General features: G+C 31.4%; 15 protein-coding genes. 12 read left to right on the top strand and 3 right to left on the bottom strand.

What is annotated here, in order from left to right; translation table 11 throughout:
• From H8S20_RS04440 to H8S20_RS04430, 3 genes are all read left to right on the top strand, one after another.
• The gene (locus tag H8S20_RS04440) at positions 1–813 is read left to right on the top strand and encodes a carbohydrate ABC transporter permease (protein WP_207725244.1); all 813 of its coding nucleotides are present in this window, start codon (positions 1–3) and stop codon (positions 811–813) included.
• Positions 814–1,038: 225 nt separating this feature from the next.
• On the top strand, positions 1,039–2,361 hold the full coding sequence (locus H8S20_RS04435) for an ABC transporter substrate-binding protein (protein ID WP_186859382.1): 1,323 nt from the start codon (positions 1,039–1,041) through the stop codon (positions 2,359–2,361).
• Positions 2,362–2,572: 211 nt separating this feature from the next.
• A complete protein-coding gene (locus H8S20_RS04430) occupies positions 2,573–3,391 on the top strand; it encodes a histidinol-phosphatase HisJ family protein (RefSeq protein ID WP_032120107.1) in 819 nt (272 codons plus the stop codon).
• 164 nt (positions 3,392–3,555) lie between these two features.
• Here H8S20_RS04430 and H8S20_RS04425 read toward each other — a convergent pair whose 3' ends face one another.
• Both H8S20_RS04425 and H8S20_RS04420 read right to left on the bottom strand, forming a co-directional pair.
• The gene (locus H8S20_RS04425; protein WP_032120106.1) at positions 3,556–4,356 is read right to left on the bottom strand and encodes an HAD hydrolase family protein; all 801 of its coding nucleotides are present in this window, start codon (positions 4,354–4,356) and stop codon (positions 3,556–3,558) included.
• 199 nt (positions 4,357–4,555) lie between these two features.
• Positions 4,556–4,768 carry a hypothetical protein gene (locus tag H8S20_RS04420; protein ID WP_032120105.1) on the bottom strand — a complete coding sequence of 71 codons (213 nt, stop codon included), beginning with the start codon at positions 4,766–4,768 and terminating at the stop codon, positions 4,556–4,558.
• A 91-nt stretch (positions 4,769–4,859) separates the two neighbouring features.
• Here H8S20_RS04420 and H8S20_RS04415 point away from each other — a divergent pair, with 91 nt between their 5' ends.
• Positions 4,860–5,015 carry a hypothetical protein gene (locus H8S20_RS04415; protein ID WP_186859381.1) on the top strand — a complete coding sequence of 52 codons (156 nt, stop codon included), beginning with the start codon at positions 4,860–4,862 and terminating at the stop codon, positions 5,013–5,015.
• Between the two features lie 77 nt (positions 5,016–5,092).
• Positions 5,093–5,992: an SDR family oxidoreductase gene (locus tag H8S20_RS04410; RefSeq protein ID WP_186859380.1), complete on the top strand. Its 900-nt coding sequence runs from the start codon at positions 5,093–5,095 to the stop codon at positions 5,990–5,992.
• 64 nt (positions 5,993–6,056) lie between these two features.
• Here H8S20_RS04410 and H8S20_RS04405 read toward each other — a convergent pair whose 3' ends face one another.
• Positions 6,057–8,252: an alpha-galactosidase gene (locus H8S20_RS04405; RefSeq protein ID WP_186859379.1), complete on the bottom strand. Its 2,196-nt coding sequence runs from the start codon at positions 8,250–8,252 to the stop codon at positions 6,057–6,059.
• Between the two features lie 99 nt (positions 8,253–8,351).
• Between H8S20_RS04405 and H8S20_RS04400 the strand changes: the two genes are divergently transcribed.
• The 7 genes from H8S20_RS04400 to H8S20_RS04370 all read left to right on the top strand — a co-directional run bounded on the left by H8S20_RS04400 (position 8,352) and on the right by H8S20_RS04370 (position 23,495).
• Entirely contained in the window at positions 8,352–9,218 is an 867-nt protein-coding gene (locus tag H8S20_RS04400) for an AraC family transcriptional regulator (RefSeq protein WP_186859378.1), read from the top strand.
• Positions 9,219–9,422: 204 nt separating this feature from the next.
• Entirely contained in the window at positions 9,423–10,865 is a 1,443-nt protein-coding gene (locus tag H8S20_RS04395) for a sucrose-specific PTS transporter subunit IIBC (protein WP_186859377.1), read from the top strand.
• Positions 10,866–10,966: 101 nt separating this feature from the next.
• Entirely contained in the window at positions 10,967–12,439 is a 1,473-nt protein-coding gene (locus H8S20_RS04390) for a glycoside hydrolase family 32 protein (protein WP_186859376.1), read from the top strand.
• Between the two features lie 21 nt (positions 12,440–12,460).
• Positions 12,461–13,429 carry a carbohydrate kinase family protein gene (locus H8S20_RS04385; protein WP_032120100.1) on the top strand — a complete coding sequence of 323 codons (969 nt, stop codon included), beginning with the start codon at positions 12,461–12,463 and terminating at the stop codon, positions 13,427–13,429.
• Positions 13,430–13,504: 75 nt separating this feature from the next.
• Positions 13,505–15,193 (top strand): glycoside hydrolase family 13 protein, encoded by a 1,689-nt coding sequence (locus tag H8S20_RS04380; RefSeq protein WP_186859375.1) that lies wholly within the window; start codon positions 13,505–13,507, stop codon positions 15,191–15,193.
• Positions 15,194–15,291: 98 nt separating this feature from the next.
• Complete coding sequence (locus H8S20_RS04375) at positions 15,292–16,284, top strand: LacI family DNA-binding transcriptional regulator (RefSeq protein ID WP_032120098.1); 993 nt, start codon at positions 15,292–15,294, stop codon at positions 16,282–16,284.
• 581 nt (positions 16,285–16,865) lie between these two features.
• Positions 16,866–23,495: a discoidin domain-containing protein gene (locus H8S20_RS04370; protein WP_186859374.1), complete on the top strand. Its 6,630-nt coding sequence runs from the start codon at positions 16,866–16,868 to the stop codon at positions 23,493–23,495.
• The last annotated feature ends 110 nt before the right edge of the window (positions 23,496–23,605 follow it).

Raw genomic sequence — 23,605 nt, 5'->3', positions numbered from 1 at the left:
ATGAGTAAGTTACAAAAGTTTGGGATTTACACGCTTCTAATAGTTTGTGCTGTAATAGTATTTTTCCCTATTGCATTTTCAATACTTTTAAGTTTTTCAAATAATGCAGATATAGCTAATGGAGTATATATTCCAAAGACAATAAACTTTGAAAATTATATAAATGCATTTAGTGCTCAACCATTACTTCATTACATAAAGAACTCAGTAATAGTAGCATCTGTTTCAACAGGATTAATAATAATACTATCATTGCTTGCATCATACTCCTTTGTGTTTATGGACTTTAAAGGTAAGAATCTTATCTTTGGAATATTTATGGCAACAATGATGATACCAGGAGAGGTATTAGTTATATCAAACTTCCAAACTATAAGAGGTTTAGGGATGATAGATACCTTTGCAGGACTTATACTACCAACTCTTGCATCAACCTTTGGAATATTCTTATTAAGACAAAACTTAAAGCAGATTCCATATGAATTAAAAGAAGCAAGTGAAATATCTGGAGTAAGTAATTTCTATTTTTTCAGAAAGGTTGTTGTTCCAATGGCTAAAAACAGTATAGTAACACTAGGGATATACAATTTCTTAGTGAGCTGGAACTCATATATGTGGCCATTACTATCAACAACAAATACAAAAGTAAGAACAGTACAAATAGGTCTAAGACAGCTAAAATCAACGGAATTACTAAATGATTATGGAATGATTGCAGCTGGAGCAATGATTGTAAGCTTACCAATATTACTACTTATATTATTCGGACAAAGCAAATTACAAGAGGGACTTACAAAAGGAGCGCTGAAGTAGACGACTTCGTCGAGGATAAATGTTTCAATAAAGTGAAAGAGAAATATGACTTGCAGGCAGAGAAATATTTGACTGCGTCAAAGAGAAATGTTACTTCGGTAGAGGTAAAAGTTAGCGGAGCTGACTATGACCTCTGCGATTATTAGAACAATCTTTCTTGAGGTAAATAAAAACTTAAAATGTAAACAAATAGACCTAAATATAAGATAAAGAGGAGATTTGAATATGAAAAAGAGATTATTGGCGGCAATTATGGCATCTACTATGCTTTTTGTAGGATGTTCAAATGGAAATTTGAAAACTGAGCAAGGTGGTAATACTGATGGTGTTACAGAGGTATTATTATGGCACTCAATGTCTGGGAATGTTCAAGAAAAATTAAATGAAATTGTTGATGGGTTTAACTCATCTCAAAGTAAAATTAAGGTAGTTGCAGAAAATCAAGGTACTTATGATGAATCAACATCGAAGTTCTTTAATATGAATGGTGGAAGTGGAAGTCCAGCGATAATTCAAATTGGTGAACAAAATCTTCAATCAATGATTGATTCAAACCTTATAGAACCAATGAGTAATTTAATAAAGGATTATAACTACAATATAGATAAGCTTGTACCTCAAGTTGTAAATTTCTATTCTGTTAATGATACTTTATATACAATGCCATTTAACGCATCATCTCCAGTGCTATATTATAATGCAGAAGCATTAAAAAAGGCTGGTATAGAAGAGGTTCCTCAAACTTTTGAAGCTATATTAGCAGCAGGGGAAAAAATCTCAAGTGCAAACAATGGAATGAAGGCTTTTGCAATGCATGCTTATGGATATGCTTTAGATCAAATGGTTACAAACCTTGGTGGGTTTATAATAAATAATGAAAATGGGCGTATTGATAGAGCTACCGAAGTTGCATACCAAGATCAAGTGACAGATATATTTACATGGATAAGTGATCTTATTAAAGCTGACCAATTCATTAACTATGGAAGTAACTCACAAGATGTTGTTACTGGATTCAACAATGGTGATATATCAATGTTTATTACTACATCAGCTTCTGCAGCTAAGATTGTAAGCGAAGCTCCATTTGAAGTTGGAGTTGCATATCTACCATACTCTGAAGGTGTAGAACCTCAAGGTGTTTATGCTGGTGGTGGTGCTTTATGTGTAACTAATGGTTTATCAGAAGAAGTTCGTGAAGCTGCAATGGAATTTATAACGTACGCAACATCTGCAGAAGTACAAGCTACTTGGGCTGGCGGAACAGGATACTTCCCAATAAACGTAAAAGCTTACGAAACAGAAACTATGAAAAATATATATGCAGAAAAGCCACAATTAAAAGTTGCTGCAGACCAATTCCTTACATCTAAAGAAACAGCAGCTACAGCAGGACCACTTTTATCTCAATTACCACAATTAAGAAATGACTTACAAGCTGCTATTGAAGAAGTATTTAATGGTGGAGATGTAGCTAAAGCTATAGATGGTGCAGTTGCAAATACAAATAAAGCAATTGAAACTGCAAATAAATCAATAAAAAATTAAAAGGTAAATAATAATAATTTGATTTCTCCCTTAAATTAAAAGGACCTTTAAGTTAAAATTAAGTTATGTTATAGGTTTTTGTTTATATGTAATATTTATACTAATGAATTAGTGCCGAAGTAAGTATTACATATTAACATTTACTATGACAAACATAAAATTAAACTTAAAGGTCTATAAGAATTTATATATGAAGAGAGGATAATAGGTAATGTTTAATAATATATATGATAGTCATTGTCATTCAAATAATTCACATGATGGGCATAATTCTGTAGAGCAGATGTGTATAACTGCAATTGAAAAGGGGATAAGTGGTTTTGCACTTACAGATCATTGCGAAGTAGATTTGTATAAAGATGAATACATAAATAGAGTGGATAATTCCTTTAGAGATATAACATTAGCTAAAGAAAAGTACAAAGATATTCTTACACTTTCAGCAGGCATAGAATTAGGACAACCTAACTATAATATTGAACTTTCAAAGGAAATTATAAATAAGCATAATTATGATTTTGTAATTGCATCAACTCATGGAATAGGAGATTCAGGAGATTTATGTAATGTTAATTATTCTAATATGAGTATTAGGGAAGTTAATGATTTATTAGATAGATATTTTAAGTACTATTTAGAAATGGTTACTATATGTGATTTTGATACAGCTGCACATCTTACTTACCCTTTAAGATACATAGAAGGTGTTTATAATGTAAAGATAGATTTAGCAAAATATATGGATATAATTGATGAAATATTTAAGACTGTAATAAATAGGGGGAAAGCCTTAGAGCTTAATACATCAGGGCTTAGACAAAATATAAAAAAGCCATTTCCAACGATAGAATTAATGAAGAGATATTTAGATTTTGGTGGAGAGTTAATTACTATAGGTTCAGATAGCCATAGGATTAATGATATAGCTGCTGATTTTCCAGTTTCATTGGAGTTCTTGGATTATATAGGATTTAAATATTATTCATTTTATAGAGAGAGAAAAGCTAATATGATTAAAATAAGATTATAATTTCACATAGATTTAATCATATTAGTATAAAAAATAAGTTATAGATGTAGATAGATTTAGTTTTATACAAAGTAAGCATAGATGCTTATCACTAATGTGATATTTATCTATGCTTACATTATAGGAAATCTATTTATGATTATACTATTAAATTTACAAGCTTTTTAAATGTTAAAATATTTCTTAAATGCTTTAGCAATACCGTCATTATCTACAGTATCTGTCACATCATCAGCAATTTTCTTGATTTCTTCTAAACCATTACCCATGGCGATACCATTACCTACAAGCTCTAACATTTCTTTATCGTTTATGCCATCACCAAAGGCATAGCTATTTTCCTTTTCAATTCCTAATTTTTTATATAGGTAATCACAAGCAGTTCCTTTAGTAAATCCTTTACGATAGACATCCATTCTAATTAATCCAGTACGATAAGGTACCATTGTAAAAGTTTCTTTTAATTCATTAAAACAATTATCTAACTTTTCAACACTATCAAATAATACACAACAAGCTACTGCTTGAACATCATTTGCCTTAAATTCTTCGATAACTCCTGTTGGTCTTTCCTTTGTTCCTGAAAACATTTCACGATGATCAATAACAAGAGGATCATCTAAAAAGCTATTCCAAGTATCTGCATGTCCACTAAACATGAAACGTCCATCAAATTTTGAGTATGCATCAAGTTGCATTTGCACCTCGTCACAAGAAAATAAATCATCTATTAAAATATCATTATCAAAAATAATATAGTGCCCATCATTATAAATATAACCGTCAAAATTAATACCTTTTATAGTATCTGGAACGATTCCTCTAGCGGTTGCAACGACAATATAGTTTCCTTGTTTCTTAAACTTATTTAATACACGTACTGTTTCTGGTGTTGGATGTAATAATCCATTTGGTACATTAACCATTGTTCCATCGATATCAAAAAAAGCTACCTTTTTACTCATTTATTTTTCTCCCATTTTATCTCTTTTTATCATGCTTTTTACATTGTAATTACTACTTATTAGTAATATAGCACAAAAAGAATGAAACATATTTCCTGAATTTGAAAATCAATAGTAAATGAATGCCTGTACAGTAATATTGATATAAAAAGATGCAAGATTCCATGAATTACGACATATGAAGAAGAGTTCTTTAATATTAATTTTTTAACTTTTTTATTTTCCTTTCACGTAGCTTAATAAATGTACCATAATTTGATAAGTTTGTTACAGCTACATTAAATGTACCAATTCCTATGAATACTGTATTTAAGGTTATTAATGAAGTGGCCAATACTAGAAGATTGAATTTATTAATATTACGTTCTATACCATTAGATATTTTGTTTAAAAAATTCTTTTTATTTCCCATTCTATTTCTCACATAAATTATATAATAAGTAATGTTTATATTATATATTAGATAAATTTAATAGATATTACATGAAACAATAAATAAGTAGTTGCAAAAAGTTCATAATTCTGTAGATGAGATATGTATAACTGCAATTGAAAAATGGATAAGTGGTTTTACACTTACTGATCATTGTGAAGTGGATTTATATAAGTGGGAAGATATGCATAGAGTAGATAATTCTTTTTATAAACTTAAATTATAATAACAAAATCTAATTATTAGCATAATTTATATTGAATTAAGTTTCTATTTATAAAGTGTTAATTAAGGTGGTGTTATATGTATCCAGTTTATAAAAGTATAGGTGTAAAGCAACAATGTAAAGAAATAAAAGTATCATTTCCACCTCAGCATCAGGAATCTCAGCCTGGTCTTGAGTATATTATGAAGCCTAGGCCTATATCAAGTAATCCGTACTATTGTGAAAGTGACAAATTACAGGGGAAGGTAGCAATTATTACTGGTGGAGATAGTGGAATCGGTAGAGCTGTAGCTTATGCATTTGCTAAAGAAGGAGCAGATATTGCAATCTCATATCTTTGTGAGGATAGGGATGCAGATGAAACTAAGTATGTTATAGAAAACCTAGGCAGAAGATGTATATTAATACGTGGAGACTTAAAAGAAGAGAAGATGTCAAAGGTGGTTGTTGAAAAGACTATAGAGTGCTTTGGAAAGATTGACATATTAGTAAATAATCATGGAGTTCAATTTATTCAAAATAGCATATTAGACATTACAGCAGAACAGCTAGATACCACTTTTAAAACCAACATATATTCTTATTTTTATATGACAAAGGCAGTACTTCCATATTTAAAAGAAGGAGCAAGTATAATTAATACAACTTCTGTTACAGCATATGAAGGACACCCACTGCTTATAGATTATAGTGCAACTAAGGGAGCAGTTATGACTTTTACAAGATCTCTTTCTCAATCATTAGTAAGCAAAGGAATAAGGGTAAATGGAGTAGCACCAGGACCTATATGGACACCTTTAATTGTATCATCTTTTTCTGCTGAGCAAGTGGAGACCTTCGGTAATGATACTCCTATGAATAGGGCTGGTCAGCCATTTGAAGTTGCAACAAGTTTTGTATTTTTAGCAAGTGATGATTCTAGCTATATGTCAGGGCAGATTCTTCACCCTAATGGTGGAACAATATCTGGGTCTTAGATAAGTATACTTAATAATTCAAGTAGGGAATAATTTATTCCCTACTTTTTAAAATGAAATTAAATTAATAATCATCTAAGCTTTTAAAGTGAAACATTAAACTTATAAAGTCTTTTTTTATTCTAGGTAATGTTATTCCTACATGAATTAATTCATCTCCACCAAATATTTCTGATGTGTCTAAGTTAATGTAATTTCTATTTGGATCTAATCCTTTAAGTTTTAGTGTAGTTATAGAAGTTGCTGGTTCTGATAATGTTTTAAAGTAGAAGGCAACCACTTCCTTTTCATCTTTTGATATAAAGTTCCATGCTGTTTCATTCCCTTCAAATGGTGATAAAATTCTATGGAATCTACCAAATTGTATTGTATTACGAATTTCTTTGTATTTTGAAATTTGCCCCTTTATTAGTAGTTTTTCTTCATCTGTAAGCTTAGTTAAATCTAATTCATAGCCAAGATTACCTGACATAGCTACATGGCCTCTTGTTTCTAGTGGAGTTATTCTACCGACTTGATGGTTAGGACACGTTGAAATATGAGCTCCCATAGTTATTGGAGGATAAAGAAGACTTGTACCATATTGTATTTTTAATCTACAAATAGCATCAGTGTTATCGCTAGTCCAAGTTTGTGGCATATAATAAAGCATTCCAGCATCAAATCTACCACCACCACTTGAACAGCTTTCAAATAGTACATTAGGGAATCTTGAAACAAGAGTCTCCATTATATGATATAGTCCAAGTATATAACGATGAGGAACTTCACGTTGTCTTGATGGTTCTAAGGCAGAAGATCCAATATGAGTCATATGTCTATTCATATCCCATTTAACATAGGTAATATTATTTTTTGATAAAATATCTGCTATAGATTCTATTAAATAATCACATACATCATGTCTAGATAGATCTAAAACGAGTTGGTTTCTACCCACTATTGGATCTCTATTAGGAGTATGAATACACCAATCAGGATGATTTCTATATAGTTCACTATCTTGGGAAATCATTTCAGGTTCAAACCATAATCCAAATTCCATACCAAGGATATTTGCATATGAAGCTATATCTTCTAATCCATTAGGCAGCTTTTTTTTATCAACAAACCAATCACCAAGAGATGACAAATCATTATCTCTTTTACCAAACCATCCATCATCTAAAACAAATAACTCAATTCCAAGATCTTTTGCAGATTTTATAATATCTTTAAGCTTTTCAGCATTAAAATCAAAGTATGTTGCTTCCCAGTTATTTATTAGGATTGGTCTAGGTTTATTCTTAAAACTTCCTCTACATAAACGAGTTGTATATAGTTTATGGTATTCTTGAGACATTTCATCTAGGCCATTTGATGAATAAGTCATAACAACTTCTGGAGTTTGAAAGCATTTACCAGGTTCTAGCATCCAATTGAATTGAAATGGATTTATTCCCATGGCAACTCTTGTATTTTTATATTGGTCTACTTCAACTTGACCTGTAAAATTACCTGAGTATACAAAATTAAATGAGTAAACCTCACCAGTTGTTTCGGTTGTATTGTTTCTTACTAAGGCTAGAAAAGGAGCTTGCTGAGGGCTACTAGCACCTCTAGCGCTATCTACCATTTGAATTCCAGGTACAATATTTCTTCTACAGATATTTTTTTCATTTGTATGGGAGCCATAAAGTGTTATAAGTTGAAAATCATCATCTCTGAAATCAACGGATGCACTTAATGCTCTTAAAAGGTTTATATTTTCACATCCAATATTCTCAAAAATAACTGAACGTGTTATGACGTTAAAATCATTAAAAACTGTATATAACAGCATAGCTCTAACTCCAGCTATATCATCTTCAAGAGTAACTTCAAGGGTTTCAGCCTCATCATCACTTAAAGTATATACGCTAGGAAGTCCATTAAGTGCTGGTTTACCTTTAAATATTTTATGGCTTACATAAGTTAAGTTAGTAATAGTTGAACCATTCTCTAACTGTATTTCATAAGTAGGTATTCTAAAATCACCATTGCCATATGTGGTATATTCTTGCGGTATTGTATCTAATGAAAATTTTCTGTCGTCAGCGAAAGGATTAGCGCAAAATCCTCTGTCAATAAAGCTTAAGGGATTTGACATATTATAATTTCTAATTTTATGCCCCCAATATAGGTGAGCTAAGTAGCCACCTCTTATGACTTGAAAAATATAGCTTGTATTTTTGCCTTGTAGATGAAAGGTATTATTGTGTGAATCAAAAATAATTGACATATATTAAAACCTCTTTTCTCAAATTTTTATCTATGATTTAATAATATTAGAGTAAAATATTGCAAACAAGAGTAAAAAAATAAGCGGGAGGGTAATATATTGCTAAAAGATTTAAAGAAAACTACTGTAGGGTTAAATTTTATATCAGCAATGCCCTTAATTATGATAAAGGGTATGGGGTGGCAGATTATAGATGATCATAAATATTTTTGGGATAGTAAAAAAAGAGCATCAGAGCATTGGGTATTACAATACACAGTTGATGGAGAGGGCGAAATATGTATAGGTGATAAAAGTCATAGGTTGAACAAGGGAGATGCTTTTATAATAAATATACCAGGTAATCATTATTATAGGTTGCCTCCAGATTCTAAACAGTGGGAGGTATTATATATTGAGTTTTCTAAAGAAGCAGATGTTTTCTTAAATAAGTTTATTAGTACTGAAAGCAATATAATACATATAGACGAAGATTCAAAATTTTTAGCACTTATGTTTAATGTTTATAGAGAATTAATAGAAGATAGGATAGATAGTATATATAAGTGTTCAAGCTATGGATATCAGTTGATTATGGAGCTACTAAATGAATTTAATACCAAGGTAATAAATGAGGAGAGAGATATTACTGTGGTAGCTTGCAAAAACTATATTAATAAAAATTATCATAAACAGATAGGGCTGGATGATTTAACTGCTATAACAAAGCTTTCTAAGTATCATTTATCAAGAAAGTTTAAGGCGGAGATGGGCACAACTCCAGGAAACTATTTAATAAGGATTAGACTTGAGAAGGCAATGGAACTTATATTGTCTACTGATTATACTATAGACACAATAGCCAAAAAGGTTGGATTTTCTTGTGGAAATTACTTCAGTAAAGTCTTTAGAAAAAACATTAAAGTATCGCCATTGGAGTTTAAAAATAAGAATAGTGAATATAGTATAAACAAAATAGTTTTTTAGTAATAATAAAAAAAACTATGGACAAAATAAAAAAAGGATTGTAAAATAAGGTGGTGAAAAAGATTACAAGATTATTTTTATGATTTGTGTGGGAACGATACCTCATAATTGTAAGGATTAATAATCTGTGAAGTAATATAAAACATATAAATAATAAGATTTAAGGAATGTGGGAACGATACCTTAAAGTAAGGGGGATAAGAAATGAGTAAAAATTATTCAAAAGTAGCTTCCAAGATTTTAGAAGTACTAGGTGGAAAAGAAAATTTAGTAAGTGCCGCTCATTGTGCTACAAGATTGAGAGTTGTATTAAGTAATCAAGAGTTAGTAGATGAGAAAAAGCTTGAATCAATAGAGTTAGTAAAGGGAAGCTTCCTAAATGGTGGTCAATTTCAGATAATTTTAGGTGCTGGAATTGTTGATGAGGTTTATGCAGAATTTATTAAATTATCTGGATTAAATGAAACAAGCAAGGAAGAACTTAAAAAAGTAGCTGATACAAAGTTAAATCCACTTCAAAGGATATTAAAAAGTTTAGCTGATATATTTGTACCAATAATACCTGCAATAGTTGCTGGTGGTTTATTAATGGGCATAAATAATATTTTAACATCTCAAGGATTATTTATAGAAGGTGTGTCTTTAATTGAAGCTTATCCTCAAATTGCAGATTTAGCAAGTTTAATAAATACTTTTGCTAATACAGCATTTGTATTTTTACCTGTATTAATTGGTTTCTCAGCAGCGAAGATTTTTGGAGCAAATCAATATTTAGGTGCTGTAATAGCAATGCTTATGGTTCATCCAGATTTATTAAATGGATGGGGGTATGGAGCTTCATTATTTGAAGGAACAATTCCATCTTGGAATATACTTGGATTAACTATAGAAAAGGTTGGATACCAAGGTACTGTATTCCCAGTTCTTGCAGCTATCTATATATTAGCTAAGGTAGAAAAATCATTACGTAAAGTTATACCTTCAGTATTAGATAACTTATTAACACCGTTATTCTCAGTATTTATAACAGGTATTTTAACATTCGTAGTTGTAGGACCAATAATGCGTGGAGCTGGTAACTTATTAACTGACGGGATTATGTTCTTATATAACTCATTAGGGCCAATAGGTGGAGCTATATTTGGTGGTGTTTATGGACCAGTAGTTGTTACAGGAATGCATCATAGTTTTATGGCAGTAGAAACTCAACTTTTAGCTGATATGACTCTAACTGGTGGTACATTTATATTCGTAGTAGCTGCAATGTCTAACATTGCTCAAGGTGCATCAGCTTTAGCTGTATTCTTTATAAATAAGGATACAAAGATGAAGGGTGTTGCTTCAGCATCAGGAATATCAGCTTTATTAGGAATTACAGAACCAGCTATGTTTGGTGTTAACTTAAAGCTACGTTATCCATTCTATGCGGCTATGATAGGAGCTGCTGTTTCAACTGCTTACACAACTTTTGCAAATGTATTAGCAGTATCACAAGGACCTGCAGGATTACCAGGAATAATAGCAATTAGACCTCAATCAATGGTTCAATATATTATAGGTATGGCAATTTCTTTTGCAGTAGCATTTGTAATGACAATAGTATTATCCAAAATGAATAAGTTTAATAAGGAAGTAGAAGCAGCTTAATACAATAACACAGGGGGTTAGACTAAAATATGTCTAACACCCTTGAACTTTTAAATGAATAATTAATACATAAAAGCTTAATTTGTATAGGGAGGATTAAAATGATAGATTGGTCGAGAGAAGAGAGATATAAACCAATAGAAGAAGTAAGTAAAGAAGAATTAAATGAATTAGAAAATGCAGTAAAGAAATGTCCTTTTCGACAAGGATATCATATTCAACCTATAACAGGGTTACTAAATGACCCTAATGGATTTTCTTTTTATAATGGAGAATATCATTTGTTTTATCAATGGTTTCCTAGGGGACCAGTCCATGGATTAAAATATTGGTATCATACGTCTTCTAAGGATTTAGTTAGTTGGGAAGATCATGGAATTGGAATAAATCCTGGTGATTGGTTTGATTCACATGGAGCTTTTTCAGGTTCTGGAATAGTTCACGACAATAAGCTTCACTTATTATATACAGGAAACACAAGAGATGAAAATTGGATTAGAACTCCTTATCAATGTTTAGCGATAATGGATGATAAAAATAGAGTTAAGAAGCATAGTGAGCCTGTGATTAATGGAGTACCAGAGGGATATACAGACCACTTTAGAGATCCTAAAGTTTTTAAGAAAGGTGATGAGTTCTATGCCGTAATTGGAGCTCAAAATACTGACCTAAAAGGAAGAGTGGTTTATTACAAGTCTAAAGATTTAATAAATTGGGATTTTGTAAATGAGATTAATACATCTCTTAAGGATTTTGGGTTCATGTGGGAATGTCCAGATTATATTGAGCTTGATAATAAAGGTATTTTAATATTTTCACCTCAAGGGTTAGAGCAAGAAGGAGATAAGTATGCAAATATTTATCAATCAGGATATATAGTTGGAAAGCCTATTGACTTAAGTAGTGGTGAATTTAATCATGGAGAATTTATTGAACTGGATAATGGGTTTGATTTTTATGCACCTCAAACAACTGAAGATTTAAATGGAAGAAGGATATTAGTTGGTTGGATGGGATTACCTGAAATAGAATATCCAACAGATAAAAATGGATGGGCACACTGCTTAACATTACCTCGTGAATTAACACTTGTTAATAATAAGCTAATTCAAAATCCAGTAAAGGAATTAGATGAGCTGAGAGAGAATCATAGATATATTGAGTCTATGATAAATGGTGAGGAAAGAAGCTTTGATGGATTTGATGGGGAAAGATATGAGTTAAGCTGCACTTTCAAAGACTTCTCAGAAGGTAAGGTAGGTGTGAAGTTAAGAGTTTCTGAAAATGAAGAGACTGTAGTTTATTATGATGTTGATAATAAAAAGTTTACCTTAGATAGAAGTAAGTCAGGAGAAGTCTTTGCTACAGAGTGGGGAACTACCCGTAGTACTTCATTAGATTGTAAAGAGTTAAGCTTACAAATTTTTGTTGATTCTTCTTCTGTAGAGATTTTTGTTAATGGTGGGGAAAAAGTATTTACAAGTAGAATATTCCCAGATAAAAATAGCACAGGTATAAGATTTTTAAGCACAGAAAAGTGTAGTATTAAAGCCCATATGTGGAGTATTAAATAAATATTAGGAAGGTGATATTTCATGAGTAAAGTTATAGCTATTGGAGAAGCATTGATAGATTTCATTCCAACTGTTAAAGGGCAAGAGCTTAAAAATGTTGAGTCTTTTACAAGAGTACCAGGAGGAGCACCTTTGAATGTTGTATCTGCAGTATGCAAGCTTGGTGGAGATGGAATAATGTTAACTAAGTTAGGACAAGATGCGTTTGGAGATATAATAATTGATACAGTTAAGCCTCTAGGGGTGGATATTTCTAGAATATTACGTACTTCAAAAGCAAATACTGCTTTGGCTTTTGTCTCTTTAAAAGAAAATGGAGAGAGAGATTTTTCCTTTTATAGAAATCCAAGCGCAGATATGCTTTTAGCAGAGGAAGAAATAGTTGAAGATGATTTTAAGCCAGGAGATATATTACATTTTTGCTCTGTAAGTTTAATTGATGCACCTATAAAAAATGCACATAGAAAAGCAATAGAATTTGCTAAAAATAATAATTGTATAGTTAGCTTTGATCCTAACATTAGATTACCTTTATGGGAGTCACCAGAAAAATGTAGAGAAGCTATATTAGAATTTTTACCATTAGCAAATATAGTTAAGGTAAGTGATGAAGAGCTTGAGTTTATAACAGGGATTAAGGATGAGAAAGAAGCAATTAACTCCCTATTTGTAGGTAGCGTAAATGTTGTAATATACACTAAAGGTGTTAATGGAGCTGAATTTATAACAAGCAATAATAAATATTTTGCACCTTCTTATAAAGTTGAGGTTGAAGATACAACAGGAGCTGGAGATTCCTTCATTGGAGCTATATTATATAAAATTTCATCACAAAATATCACTCTTGATGATTTAGTAAGTTTAGATAAGAATATTGTTGAAAATATATTAGATTTTGCTAATAGAACTGCAGCTATAACTGTTTCAAGAAAAGGAGCAATAGGAGCTTTACCTACTTTTGAAGAAGTTGAAAAAATGCTTTGCAAATAATATAAGGATAATAGTATGAATTAGATCTTTTAGATCACAGGTATTTAGGAAATATATATTTAGGAGAGATATTTTATGAAAAAGAAATGGTGGCATGATTCGGTGGTATATCAGGTATATCCGCGTAGCTTTAAGGATAGTAATAATGACGGTATAGGTGATTTAAATGGTATTATTTCTAAGCTTGATTATCTAAAAGAACTTGGAATAGATGTTATTTGGCTGAGCCCGGTTTATAAGTCACCTAATGTTGATAATGGATATGATATTAGTGATTATTGTGACATTATGGATGAGTTTGGAACACTGGATGATATGAAGACTTTAATAGATGAAGCTACTAAAAGAGACATAAAGATAATTATGGATTTAGTAGTTAATCATACTTCTGATGAACATATATGGTTTAAGGAAGCAAGAAAGAGTAAGAAAAATAAGTATAGAGATTTTTATATATGGAGAGATGCAGTAAATGGTAGCATCCCAAATGATTTAAAGTCTAATTTTGGGGGAAGTGCATGGACTCTTGATACAGAAACAAATCAATATTATTTACATTTACATGATAAGAGACAGCCTGATTTAAATTGGGAAAATCCAGAGTTAAGAAAAGAAATTTATAATATGATGAAATTTTGGTTAGACCTTGGAATTAAAGGGTTTAGAATGGATGTTATTGATTTAATCGGAAAGGAACCAGATAAGTTAATAACTCAAAATGGGCCAAAGCTTCATGATTATATACAAGAGATGAATAGAGAAACCTTTGGAAAGTATGATGTTCTTACAGTAGGCGAAACTTGGGGGGCAACTCCTGAAATCGGAAAGCTTTATAGTGATCCAAAAAGAAACGAGCTTAGTATGGTATTTCAATTTGAGGTTATTTCATTAGATAAGCAGCAAGGTAAAAGAAAGTGGGATTTAGCACCATTAGATTTTATAGCTTTTAAAGAGTCTTTTAGAAAATGGCAAGTAGAATTATATGAAGATGGATGGAATAGCTTATTTGGAAATAATCACGATCTACCAAGAATGGTTTCAAGATGGGGTAATGATAAAGAGTATAGGGTTGAGTCTGCAAAAATGCTAGCAACAATGCTACATATGCAAAAGGGTACACCGTACATTTATCAAGGTGAAGAGATAGGTATGACTAACGTTAAGTTTCCATCAATAGAATATTATAATGATATTGAAGGCTTAAACATGTATAATGAAAGAATTTCTTTAGGATATAGTGAAGATGAAGTAATGAAATCATTGTATGCAAAGGGAAGAGATAATGCAAGAACTCCAATGCAGTGGGATTCTTCAGAGAATGGAGGATTTTCTACTAAAAAGCCTTGGCTTATGGTAAATGATAATTATACTGATATAAATGTAGAAAGAGATATTAAAGCTCCTTGGTCGATATTTGCATATTATCAAAAGCTTATAAGGTTAAGAAAATCAGAGGAAGTTATAAAATATGGAAAGTTTGAACTGCTTTTAAAGGATCATAGAGAAGCCTTTGTTTATACAAGATCATATAATGGTGAGAACTTGTTTGTTGTATGTAACTTCTATGGTAATAATATATCTATTGATTTAAGTGAATTAAAAGATATATTAGGATTAGGAGATAATAGTGAATTAAGCCTTAACGAAGATGTATTAATAGCTAATTATAGCAATTCTCCTAAATTAACTAATAAACTAGCACTTAGACCATATGAAACTATAGTCTATAAGTACAATAACCTGGCAAATTTTAATATTAAATAAGTGTTTTAAGAAATAAGGTGGTGGGATATAAATCTCATTGCCTTATTTTAATATTTTCTTTATTATATAAGTATATTAAAGAGATTTAGGTGGTAATTATGACGATAATAGAATTTGCCAAAATAGCAGGGGTATCTAAGTCAACAGTATCTAGGTATTTTAATGATGGGTATGTTAGTGAAACTGCTGTTGAAAAAATTGAAAGAGCCATTAAGGAGACAGGATTCAGGCCTCAAAGACAAGCACAGAGCATGAGAACTAAGAAGACAAATTTAATTGGAGTTATCGTTCCTAAAATAAGTACTGAAACTGCTCCAAGGGTTGTTGAAGGTATCTCTGATGAATTAAATGCTAACGGATATGATATGCTAATTGCTAATACTAATCTTTCGATTGATAAGGAAATAGAGTATCTAAAAATGTTTAAGAATAACAATGTTGATGGAGTTATTTTTATGGCAACAAAAGTAACGGAAGAACATTTAAAGGTTATGGATGAAATAAAGGTTCCAATTGTTGTAGTAGCTCAAAATATAGAAGAATATCCGTCAGTTTATAATGATGATTACAATGCAGCAAGAAGTGTTGTTAATTACATAATTAAAAAAGGGTATAAAGATATAGGTTTTATAGGCGTATATGAGGAAGATATATCAGTTGGTTACGAAAGAAAACGGGGATTTCTAGATGAGTTAAATGAACATGGAATAGTGATAAATAAAGAGTTAATTAAAATAGGAGACTTTAGTGTAGAGAGTGGGTATGCTCTTGCGAAAGAACTGATGGAAGGGAAAAGTAAGCCTAAGTGTATATTTGCTGTTACTGATAATATAGCAACTGGAGCTATTGAATATCTTAAAGAAAATAAATATAAAATACCTGAAGATGTTGCTGTTATAAGTATAGGTAATTCTAAGATAGCAAGGTTAATAGAACCAAGATTAACCACGGTACATTACCATTACAAAACAGCAGGAGTTGAGGCAGCAAACATATTATTAGGTATGTTAAGGGATGGAATAGCATCATCAAAAAATATAAATAAAAAGGAAAAGTTACCATATCACCTAGTTGAGAGAGATAGCATCTAGTTGACATGTAGATATCGAAAGATTAGAAAAGATGATTTAAATTAGTGTAGATATGGATTATTACTCTTTAAGGCATTATCAATTTTATTTGGTATGTTTTTAAAGAGTTTTTTTATTCAATTTTATGTTGCAGCAATTAAGCAAGATATATATTTATAGATTTTGCACAATAGAAAATAATACTTTAAAAGTATATTAATTAGTTTGTACTTTTAAATAAAATATTTGTACATTTTTAACAATATTAATAATAAGTAAATTATTAAGCAGAAATATTATGTGTATTTTCATTCGTTGCAAATGAAGTATTATTAAACATAAGGTAAAAAATTAAGGATAAATGTTGTAATTATAGTTATTAATCAATAGGTTATATATTTTAACAAACATTTTATACTTTTAGTTTAAATTAAAATATAATATTGTATTAAAAAAAAATAGACAATATAATATGAATATAAGTTTTGTAAAAATGTTACAAAATATACAGAATATACAAGAGAGTTCGCAGCCGAAAATGTACTAGTATGAAACTTATTATATTTCCTATTTATATAGGGTATTTCTAGGGGGGATTTATAATGAAGAGAAGGATGCTTACTGCTAAGATTACAGCTGCTTTATTGAGTGGAATGTTAATTACAAGTAGCATAAGTCCTGCGGTAGTAGCACAGGCAGAGACTATACTTAGCCAGAACGAAGAGTTAGTTGATGAAACTAGTGCAAACGATTATAACGAGATAGGAGGAATTGTTAATTACGTCCAAGATGAAAACAAGGTTACTTTTGACTTGGCAACAGGTGAAAAGCTAAGAGTATCATTTTTAGAAAATGGTGTGTTTCGTATATACATGGATCCAACAGGTGACTTCCAAGAAGATCCAACACCAAACTCTAAAGATCACATAACTAAAATTATAGATAAAACTGAGGACAAATATGAAAAAACAGTTCCTGTAGTAACAGATGGAGCTGAGATTGTTCTATCAACAGCAAATATTGAATTAAAGGTAGAGAAAGAAACTAGTAAAATGGAACTAGTAAATAAGACTACTGGAAAAACTATTTGGAAAGAAGCAGAACCTTTAAAGTATAAAAATAATGAGACTATTCAAACTTTAGAAGCTTCAGATGATGAATACTTCTATGGTGGAGGAATGCAAAACGGTAGATTCTCTCACAGAGGTAAAATTATAAATATTGTAAACGAAAACAATTGGGTAGATGGAGGGGTTGCCAGTCCAACACCATTCTATTTCTCAACAGCTGGTTATGGTGTAATGAGACATACATTTAAGCCAGGTTTATACGATTTTTCTTCAACAGAGCAAGGTAAAGTAATAACTAAGCACCAAGAAAAGAGATTTGATGCATACTACTTTATAGGTGAAAATCCAACTAATATAATTAATGAATTTACAGAGTTAACTGGTAAGCCAGTTTTATTACCAGAGTATGGATTTTATTTAGGACATGCTAACTGTTATTCAAGAGACTGGATAAATGATGAAACAGGACAAGAATCTCAAACACAAAAACCAGGGTTTGATAGACAAGAGTCATTAATGGTTGATGGTGTAAAAGTAATTGATAGCCACGTTGAAAACGATATGCCTTTAGGGTGGTTCTTACCTAATGATGGTTATGGATGTGGATACGGTAGAGAAGATAGCATAGATGGAAATATAAATAATTTGAAAAGCTTTGTTGATTATGCAAGAGGTTTTGGTATTCAAACAGGTCTTTGGACTCAAAGTACATTAAAGCCGACAGGTAATCAGGAGGTTTATTTAGAGCGTGATATAGATAAAGAAGTTGGAGTGGCTGGAACTAACGGAGTTAAAACAGACGTTGCTTGGGTTGGTGCAGGATATTCATTTGCCCTTAACTCAGTAAGACAAGCAGCTGAAGGAATTATAAATAATTCAAAAGATAATGCAAGACCATTTATTGTATCTTTAGATGGATGGGCTGGTACTCAACGTTATGCTTCAATTTGGTCAGGAGACCAATATGGTGGACAATGGGAATATATAAGATTCCATATTCCAACTTATATAGGAGCAGGATTATCAGGACAGCCTAATGTTGGTTCAGATATGGATGGTATATTTGGAGGAAATAATTTAATTCAAACTAGAGATTTCCAATGGAAAGCATTTACTCCAGTTCAAATAGATATGGATGGTTGGGGAAGTAATCCAAAGAATCCATATGCATTTAATGAGCCATATACTTCAATAAATAGAATGTATTTAAAATTGAAGTCATCAATGATGCCATATAACTATAGTATTGGAAATGAAGCTACTAATGAAGGTACTCCAATGATTAGAGCAATGATGCTTGAGTATCCTAATGCATACACATATGGTACATCAACAGAGTATCAATATATGTGGGGACCTAATTTATTAGTTGCTCCTATATATCAAAATACTGCAAGTGATGCAAATGGAAACGACATAAGAAATGATATTTATCTTCCAGATGAAGAGCAAGTATGGATAGATTACTTCAGTGGAAAACAATATAGAGGTGGTGGAGTATTAAATAACTATGAAGCACCTTTATGGAAGTTACCTCTATTTGTTAAGAATGGAGCTATTATTCCTATGAATAATGATAACAATACCCCTGAGGAAGTTGATAAGTCTAAGCGTATCTATGAAGTATACCCAAGTGGAGATACAGAGTTTGAAGTTTATGAGGATGATGGTTTAACAACAGATTATCTTGAAAATAAATCAGCAACTACTTTAGTTACTTCATCAGCTCCTAAGGCAGGAAAGGGTACAGCTACAATAAAGACAGGATTATTAACTGGAAACTATGAGGGAATGGTTGCAGAAAGAGAAACTGAGTTTGTTGTTAATGTAAGTGAAAAGCCATCAAGCCTTACTACTAAAGTTGGTGGAAGTGAAGTTAAGCTTACAGAAGCAAAATCCATTGAAGAATATGAAAAAGGGACCAATATGTACTTCTATGATGAATCACCAAACCTAAATAAATATGCAACAGAAGGTTCTGAATTTGCAAAGGTTGAAATAGCTACAACTCCAAAGGTTTACGTTAAGGTTGAAAAGACAGATGTAACTAAGAATGAAGTTGAATTAACAGTTAAAGATTTTGTTAATACTCAGGATATTAATAAAAATGAATTAAATGAAAATTTAGCTGCGCCATCAAATTTTGCAGCACCAGAAGATAGTATAACTCCAGATACTATTAAATTAGTATGGGATGAAGTCGAAGACGCTACTTCATATGATGTTGAAATCGATGGAACAGTATTTAGTAATATTACAGAAGCTGGATACACTCACTTAAACTTAAATTATGACACAGTTTACAACTATAGAGTTCGTAGTGTAAATAAGGATGGATATTCACAATGGAGTGAAAAGATATCACCTAAAACTGCTTTAGATCCATATCGTAATGTTCCAAGTGACATGGAAGCATTATGGACAGGTGGCCAATATAGTAGTGACTACCCATATAAAGCATTAGATGGAGATGATAACTCTCAATTCCACTCAAAAGGAAATGCTATAGATCAACCATTTATAATAGATATGAAGAAAGCCTATTCAATTGAAAAGTTAGACTTATTATTTAGGGCAAATGGAAATGGATCTGTAAAGAGAGCTGAAATATATTCAAGTTCAGATGGAGTTAACTATACTAAAGTATTTAGTAATGCAACAGATAGTGGTAATGAGGCATGGGCTACTGATGGACAAGTAAAGACTATTAACTTTGATACACCAATAAATGCACGTTACTTTAAAATTATAACTAAAGAGTCTATAGGAAACTTCTTAACAATGAGAGAATTTAGACCATACAAGGTAGATGGAACTAACGGTAAGGTAGTTGGAGACTGGAATAATAGTGGAGACATCGATGATGGAGATTTAACATTCCTTCAAAACTATACTGGATTAACAACTGTAGATGCTGACTGGCCAGGATATGTTTCAGCAGCAGACTTAAATAACAATGGTGTAATTGATGCTTATGATATAGCTTATGTTGCTAGTAAGTTAAAAGGTGGAGTTGTTGAGTCAAATGCTCAAATGGCTGGAGACCTTATGTTAGTACCAAGTAAGACTGAATTAAAAGCAGGAGAAACATTTACTGTTGATGTTATAGGTACAGGATTATCTGATGTTAATGCATTTAGTGCTGCAATTCCTTTAGATTCAAATAAGTACGAAATGGTTGGAACTCCAACAAGTACTATATTAACAAGTACTATGGAGAATCTTTCAAAGGTTAGAAAACATAGTGATGGAAGTCAAGATATTTATACTGTATTCACTAATGTTGGTAATGCTATGAAGCTTAAGGGAACAGATTCAGTTGCTAGAATAACTTTAAAAGCTAAGGTTGATACTACATGGGATATGGAATTAACTCATGGATTAATAGTCGATAGTAAGATGAACTCTAAATTAGCTATAGCTAAAGTAACTGATAATGATGCTCCATTACCAGAAGCAGGAGAAGCAGTTACTAAGATTTCAGGTGAGTCTATATCTGTAAGTGGTGAGGAAAGTCAATTACAAGCTGGAATGGGATTAAATAAACTTATCGATGGAACTACAAGCAGTGATGATAGTTCACGTATGGACTTAAAGTGGATATTCTCAGCTGATCAAGCAGATAAGGGAACTCTTCCATTCGAAATGACATTTAAGTTTGATGAAGCTAAAGAATTAGATAACTTTACAATTTATAACCGTATGGATGCAAACGGAAGTATAAATACAGCGGCGCTTAAGGAAGTTAAAGCAGTAGGATATTTAGGTGAAGAAGCTACTAATTTAGGAACAATATCTGATATTGAAACTGCTACAACTATATTTGATTTAAAGGGACAAAAGTTTGATAAAATAGTAGTTACTGCATTAGATAGTCATAAGGATAAGAATACTTTAGCTATAAATGAAATTGAGTTCTATCAAAAAACTGGACAAGAAGTAAGTGGAATTGAATTTGCTGAAGATACAGTTGAAAAATTATATCTTAACAAGATTACTCCAATATCTGCAAATGTATTACCAAGCAATGCAAATAATCCATATTACAAAGTAACTTCAGATAATGAAGATGTGGTTAAGGTAATTCGTTTAGATAGTGAAGATAAGGTAGGCTACTACTTAATGGGACTTCAATCTGGAACTGCAAAGATAACTGCAACAACAGCTGATGGTAGCTTTACAGTAGAAAAGACTATCACTGTAGGTAAGGGTGCTGATAAGACTCTATTAGTTGAAGTTATAAATGATGCCAAAGAGCATACGAAGTTAAATGAAATCTATACAAAGGAATCCTATGATGCTCTGATAGCAAAAGTAAAAGTTGCAGAAGAAGTAGCAGACAATGAAGAATCAACTGAAAAAGAAGTAAGTGATGCGATTATTGCACTAAGAGATGCAATAGACAAATTACAAGAAAGAGAAACTGTTAAAGAAGATAAGATTTCTTATGAAAATGTAGAAGCTATAGATGCAACTAGTGAGGCAGATACAGATTATAAAGAAAATGCGGTAGATGGTGATGAAGGATCTATATGGCATTCAGGATATCAATCAGCAGATAAATTACCTGTTTCTATAACATTAGAACTTGATAAGGCCTATAACCTTGACCAAATAGATTATTTACCAAGACAAAATAGTAGAAATGGTCATATTACAAAGTATATGATTGAAACAAGCTTGGATGGTGAAAACTGGATAGAAGCCAGAGTTGGAGATTTAGAGGCTAATAAAGAAGGAACTGCATTAGCTAATACAGGATATAATCCAATTAGATTTAACTCAGTAGAAGCAAAATATGTTAGATTTACTGCTTTAGAATCTTTAGGTGATACTAATAATAAATATGCAAGTGTTGCAGAGTTAGTATTCTATGGAAGAGAAGTTGAAGTAGAAGAAGGAGTTAACAAGGATGCTTTACAAGGGGCTATAGATATAGCTAAGGAGATAACAGAAGAGCAATTAAATGCTGCTATTCCAGAAGCAAGAGATGAATTTGTAACTGCATTAGCAGAAGCAGAATCAATTTTAGCTAATGAAGAGGCAACTCAAGAGCAAGTTGATACTACTTTAGATAGATTAAATAAAGCTATTAAGGGATTAGAAATTATTGCTGGAGATAAGACTGATTTAATAAAATTAGTAGAAACTATTAATGCTTTAGATCCTAACAACTTTACTTCAGCTAGTTGGTCAGATGTAGAATTAGCACTTATTGAAGCTAATGGAGTAATTGCTAATGAGAATGCTACAGTTGGAGATGTTGCACAAGCTTATACTAAGCTATTAAATGCACATGCAAAATTAGAAAAGAAGGCAGATAAAACAGAATTACAAGAAGTTATAAATAAAGCAGAAGCTCTAGATAATAGCAAATACACTGAAGAAACTTATGCGTTAGTATTAGAGAAGTTAGCTATAGCTAAAGAAGTTATGGGTAATGATGATGCTAGTAGTGAATCAGTAAAAGCTGCCATCGCTGCATTAAATAATGCTATAGACAATTTAAAGGAAGTTGATGATGGAGAAGATGATAAAGTTGAAGCAGATAAGTCAAGTTTATACGAAGCTATTGTTAAAGGACAAGGTATCCAAGAAAATGACTATACTTCAGAATCATTTAAGAACTTAAAAGCAAAACTTGATGAAGCTATATCAGTTCATGCAAAAGAAAATGCTACACAAGAGGAAGTAGATGCAGTAACTTCTGAATTATTAGCAGCAATAGATGCCTTAGTAGAGGTAGATAATGGTGGAAATGATGGTGATGATGGTGATGAAGATCAAGTTGTAAATAAAGAATTATTAAACGGATTGATAAATAATGCTTTAAATCTTGATAGTAATAAATATACATCAGAAACTTGGTCAACACTTATGGCTTCATTAAAATCAGCTCAAGAAGTAATGTCTAGAGAGGATGCAACTCAAGATGAAGTAAATAAAGCTTACGATGAGTTGAATATTGCTATTGAAGGATTAGTAGAAGGTTCTAATAAACCTGTTAAACCAGTTGACCCAGTTAAGCCAGGTAAACCAAATAAACCAGGAAACGGTGGTAACTTACCAAATACAGGTGGAACACCAGCTGGAGCAGTTGGTATACTAGGAGTATTTACAGCAGCCTTAGGATTTGGAATGTTTAAAAAGAAAAGAAAATAGAAATTAAAAAATAAGAATAATGGAAAATGGCTAATAGTCATTTTCCATTATTTAAAATTTACTTGTTATTATGTTGATAGGTAAATGGTGAAATCAACGTGAGATTAAGT

Origin of the sequence: Clostridium hominis (assembly GCF_014287825.1) — a bacterium.
Lineage (GTDB): Bacteria > Bacillota > Clostridia > Clostridiales > Clostridiaceae > Clostridium > Clostridium hominis.
Note: the sequence above shows the minus strand (reverse complement) of the source record. Positions and strands in the feature narration are given on the sequence as shown.

Coding starts and splice junctions, on each gene's coding strand:
- H8S20_RS04375 (WP_032120098.1), top strand. CDS start 15,292: ATGACGATAATAGAATTTGCCAAAATAGCAGGGGTATCTAAGTCAACA.
- H8S20_RS04395 (WP_186859377.1), top strand. CDS start 9,423: ATGAGTAAAAATTATTCAAAAGTAGCTTCCAAGATTTTAGAAGTACTA.
- H8S20_RS04435 (WP_186859382.1), top strand. CDS start 1,039: ATGAAAAAGAGATTATTGGCGGCAATTATGGCATCTACTATGCTTTTT.
- H8S20_RS04390 (WP_186859376.1), top strand. CDS start 10,967: ATGATAGATTGGTCGAGAGAAGAGAGATATAAACCAATAGAAGAAGTA.
- H8S20_RS04385 (WP_032120100.1), top strand. CDS start 12,461: ATGAGTAAAGTTATAGCTATTGGAGAAGCATTGATAGATTTCATTCCA.
- H8S20_RS04380 (WP_186859375.1), top strand. CDS start 13,505: ATGAAAAAGAAATGGTGGCATGATTCGGTGGTATATCAGGTATATCCG.
- H8S20_RS04420 (WP_032120105.1), bottom strand. CDS start 4,768: ATGGGAAATAAAAAGAATTTTTTAAACAAAATATCTAATGGTATAGAA.
- H8S20_RS04425 (WP_032120106.1), bottom strand. CDS start 4,356: ATGAGTAAAAAGGTAGCTTTTTTTGATATCGATGGAACAATGGTTAAT.
- H8S20_RS04405 (WP_186859379.1), bottom strand. CDS start 8,252: ATGTCAATTATTTTTGATTCACACAATAATACCTTTCATCTACAAGGC.
- H8S20_RS04410 (WP_186859380.1), top strand. CDS start 5,093: ATGTATCCAGTTTATAAAAGTATAGGTGTAAAGCAACAATGTAAAGAA.
- H8S20_RS04440 (WP_207725244.1), top strand. CDS start 1: ATGAGTAAGTTACAAAAGTTTGGGATTTACACGCTTCTAATAGTTTGT.
- H8S20_RS04430 (WP_032120107.1), top strand. CDS start 2,573: ATGTTTAATAATATATATGATAGTCATTGTCATTCAAATAATTCACAT.
- H8S20_RS04370 (WP_186859374.1), top strand. CDS start 16,866: ATGAAGAGAAGGATGCTTACTGCTAAGATTACAGCTGCTTTATTGAGT.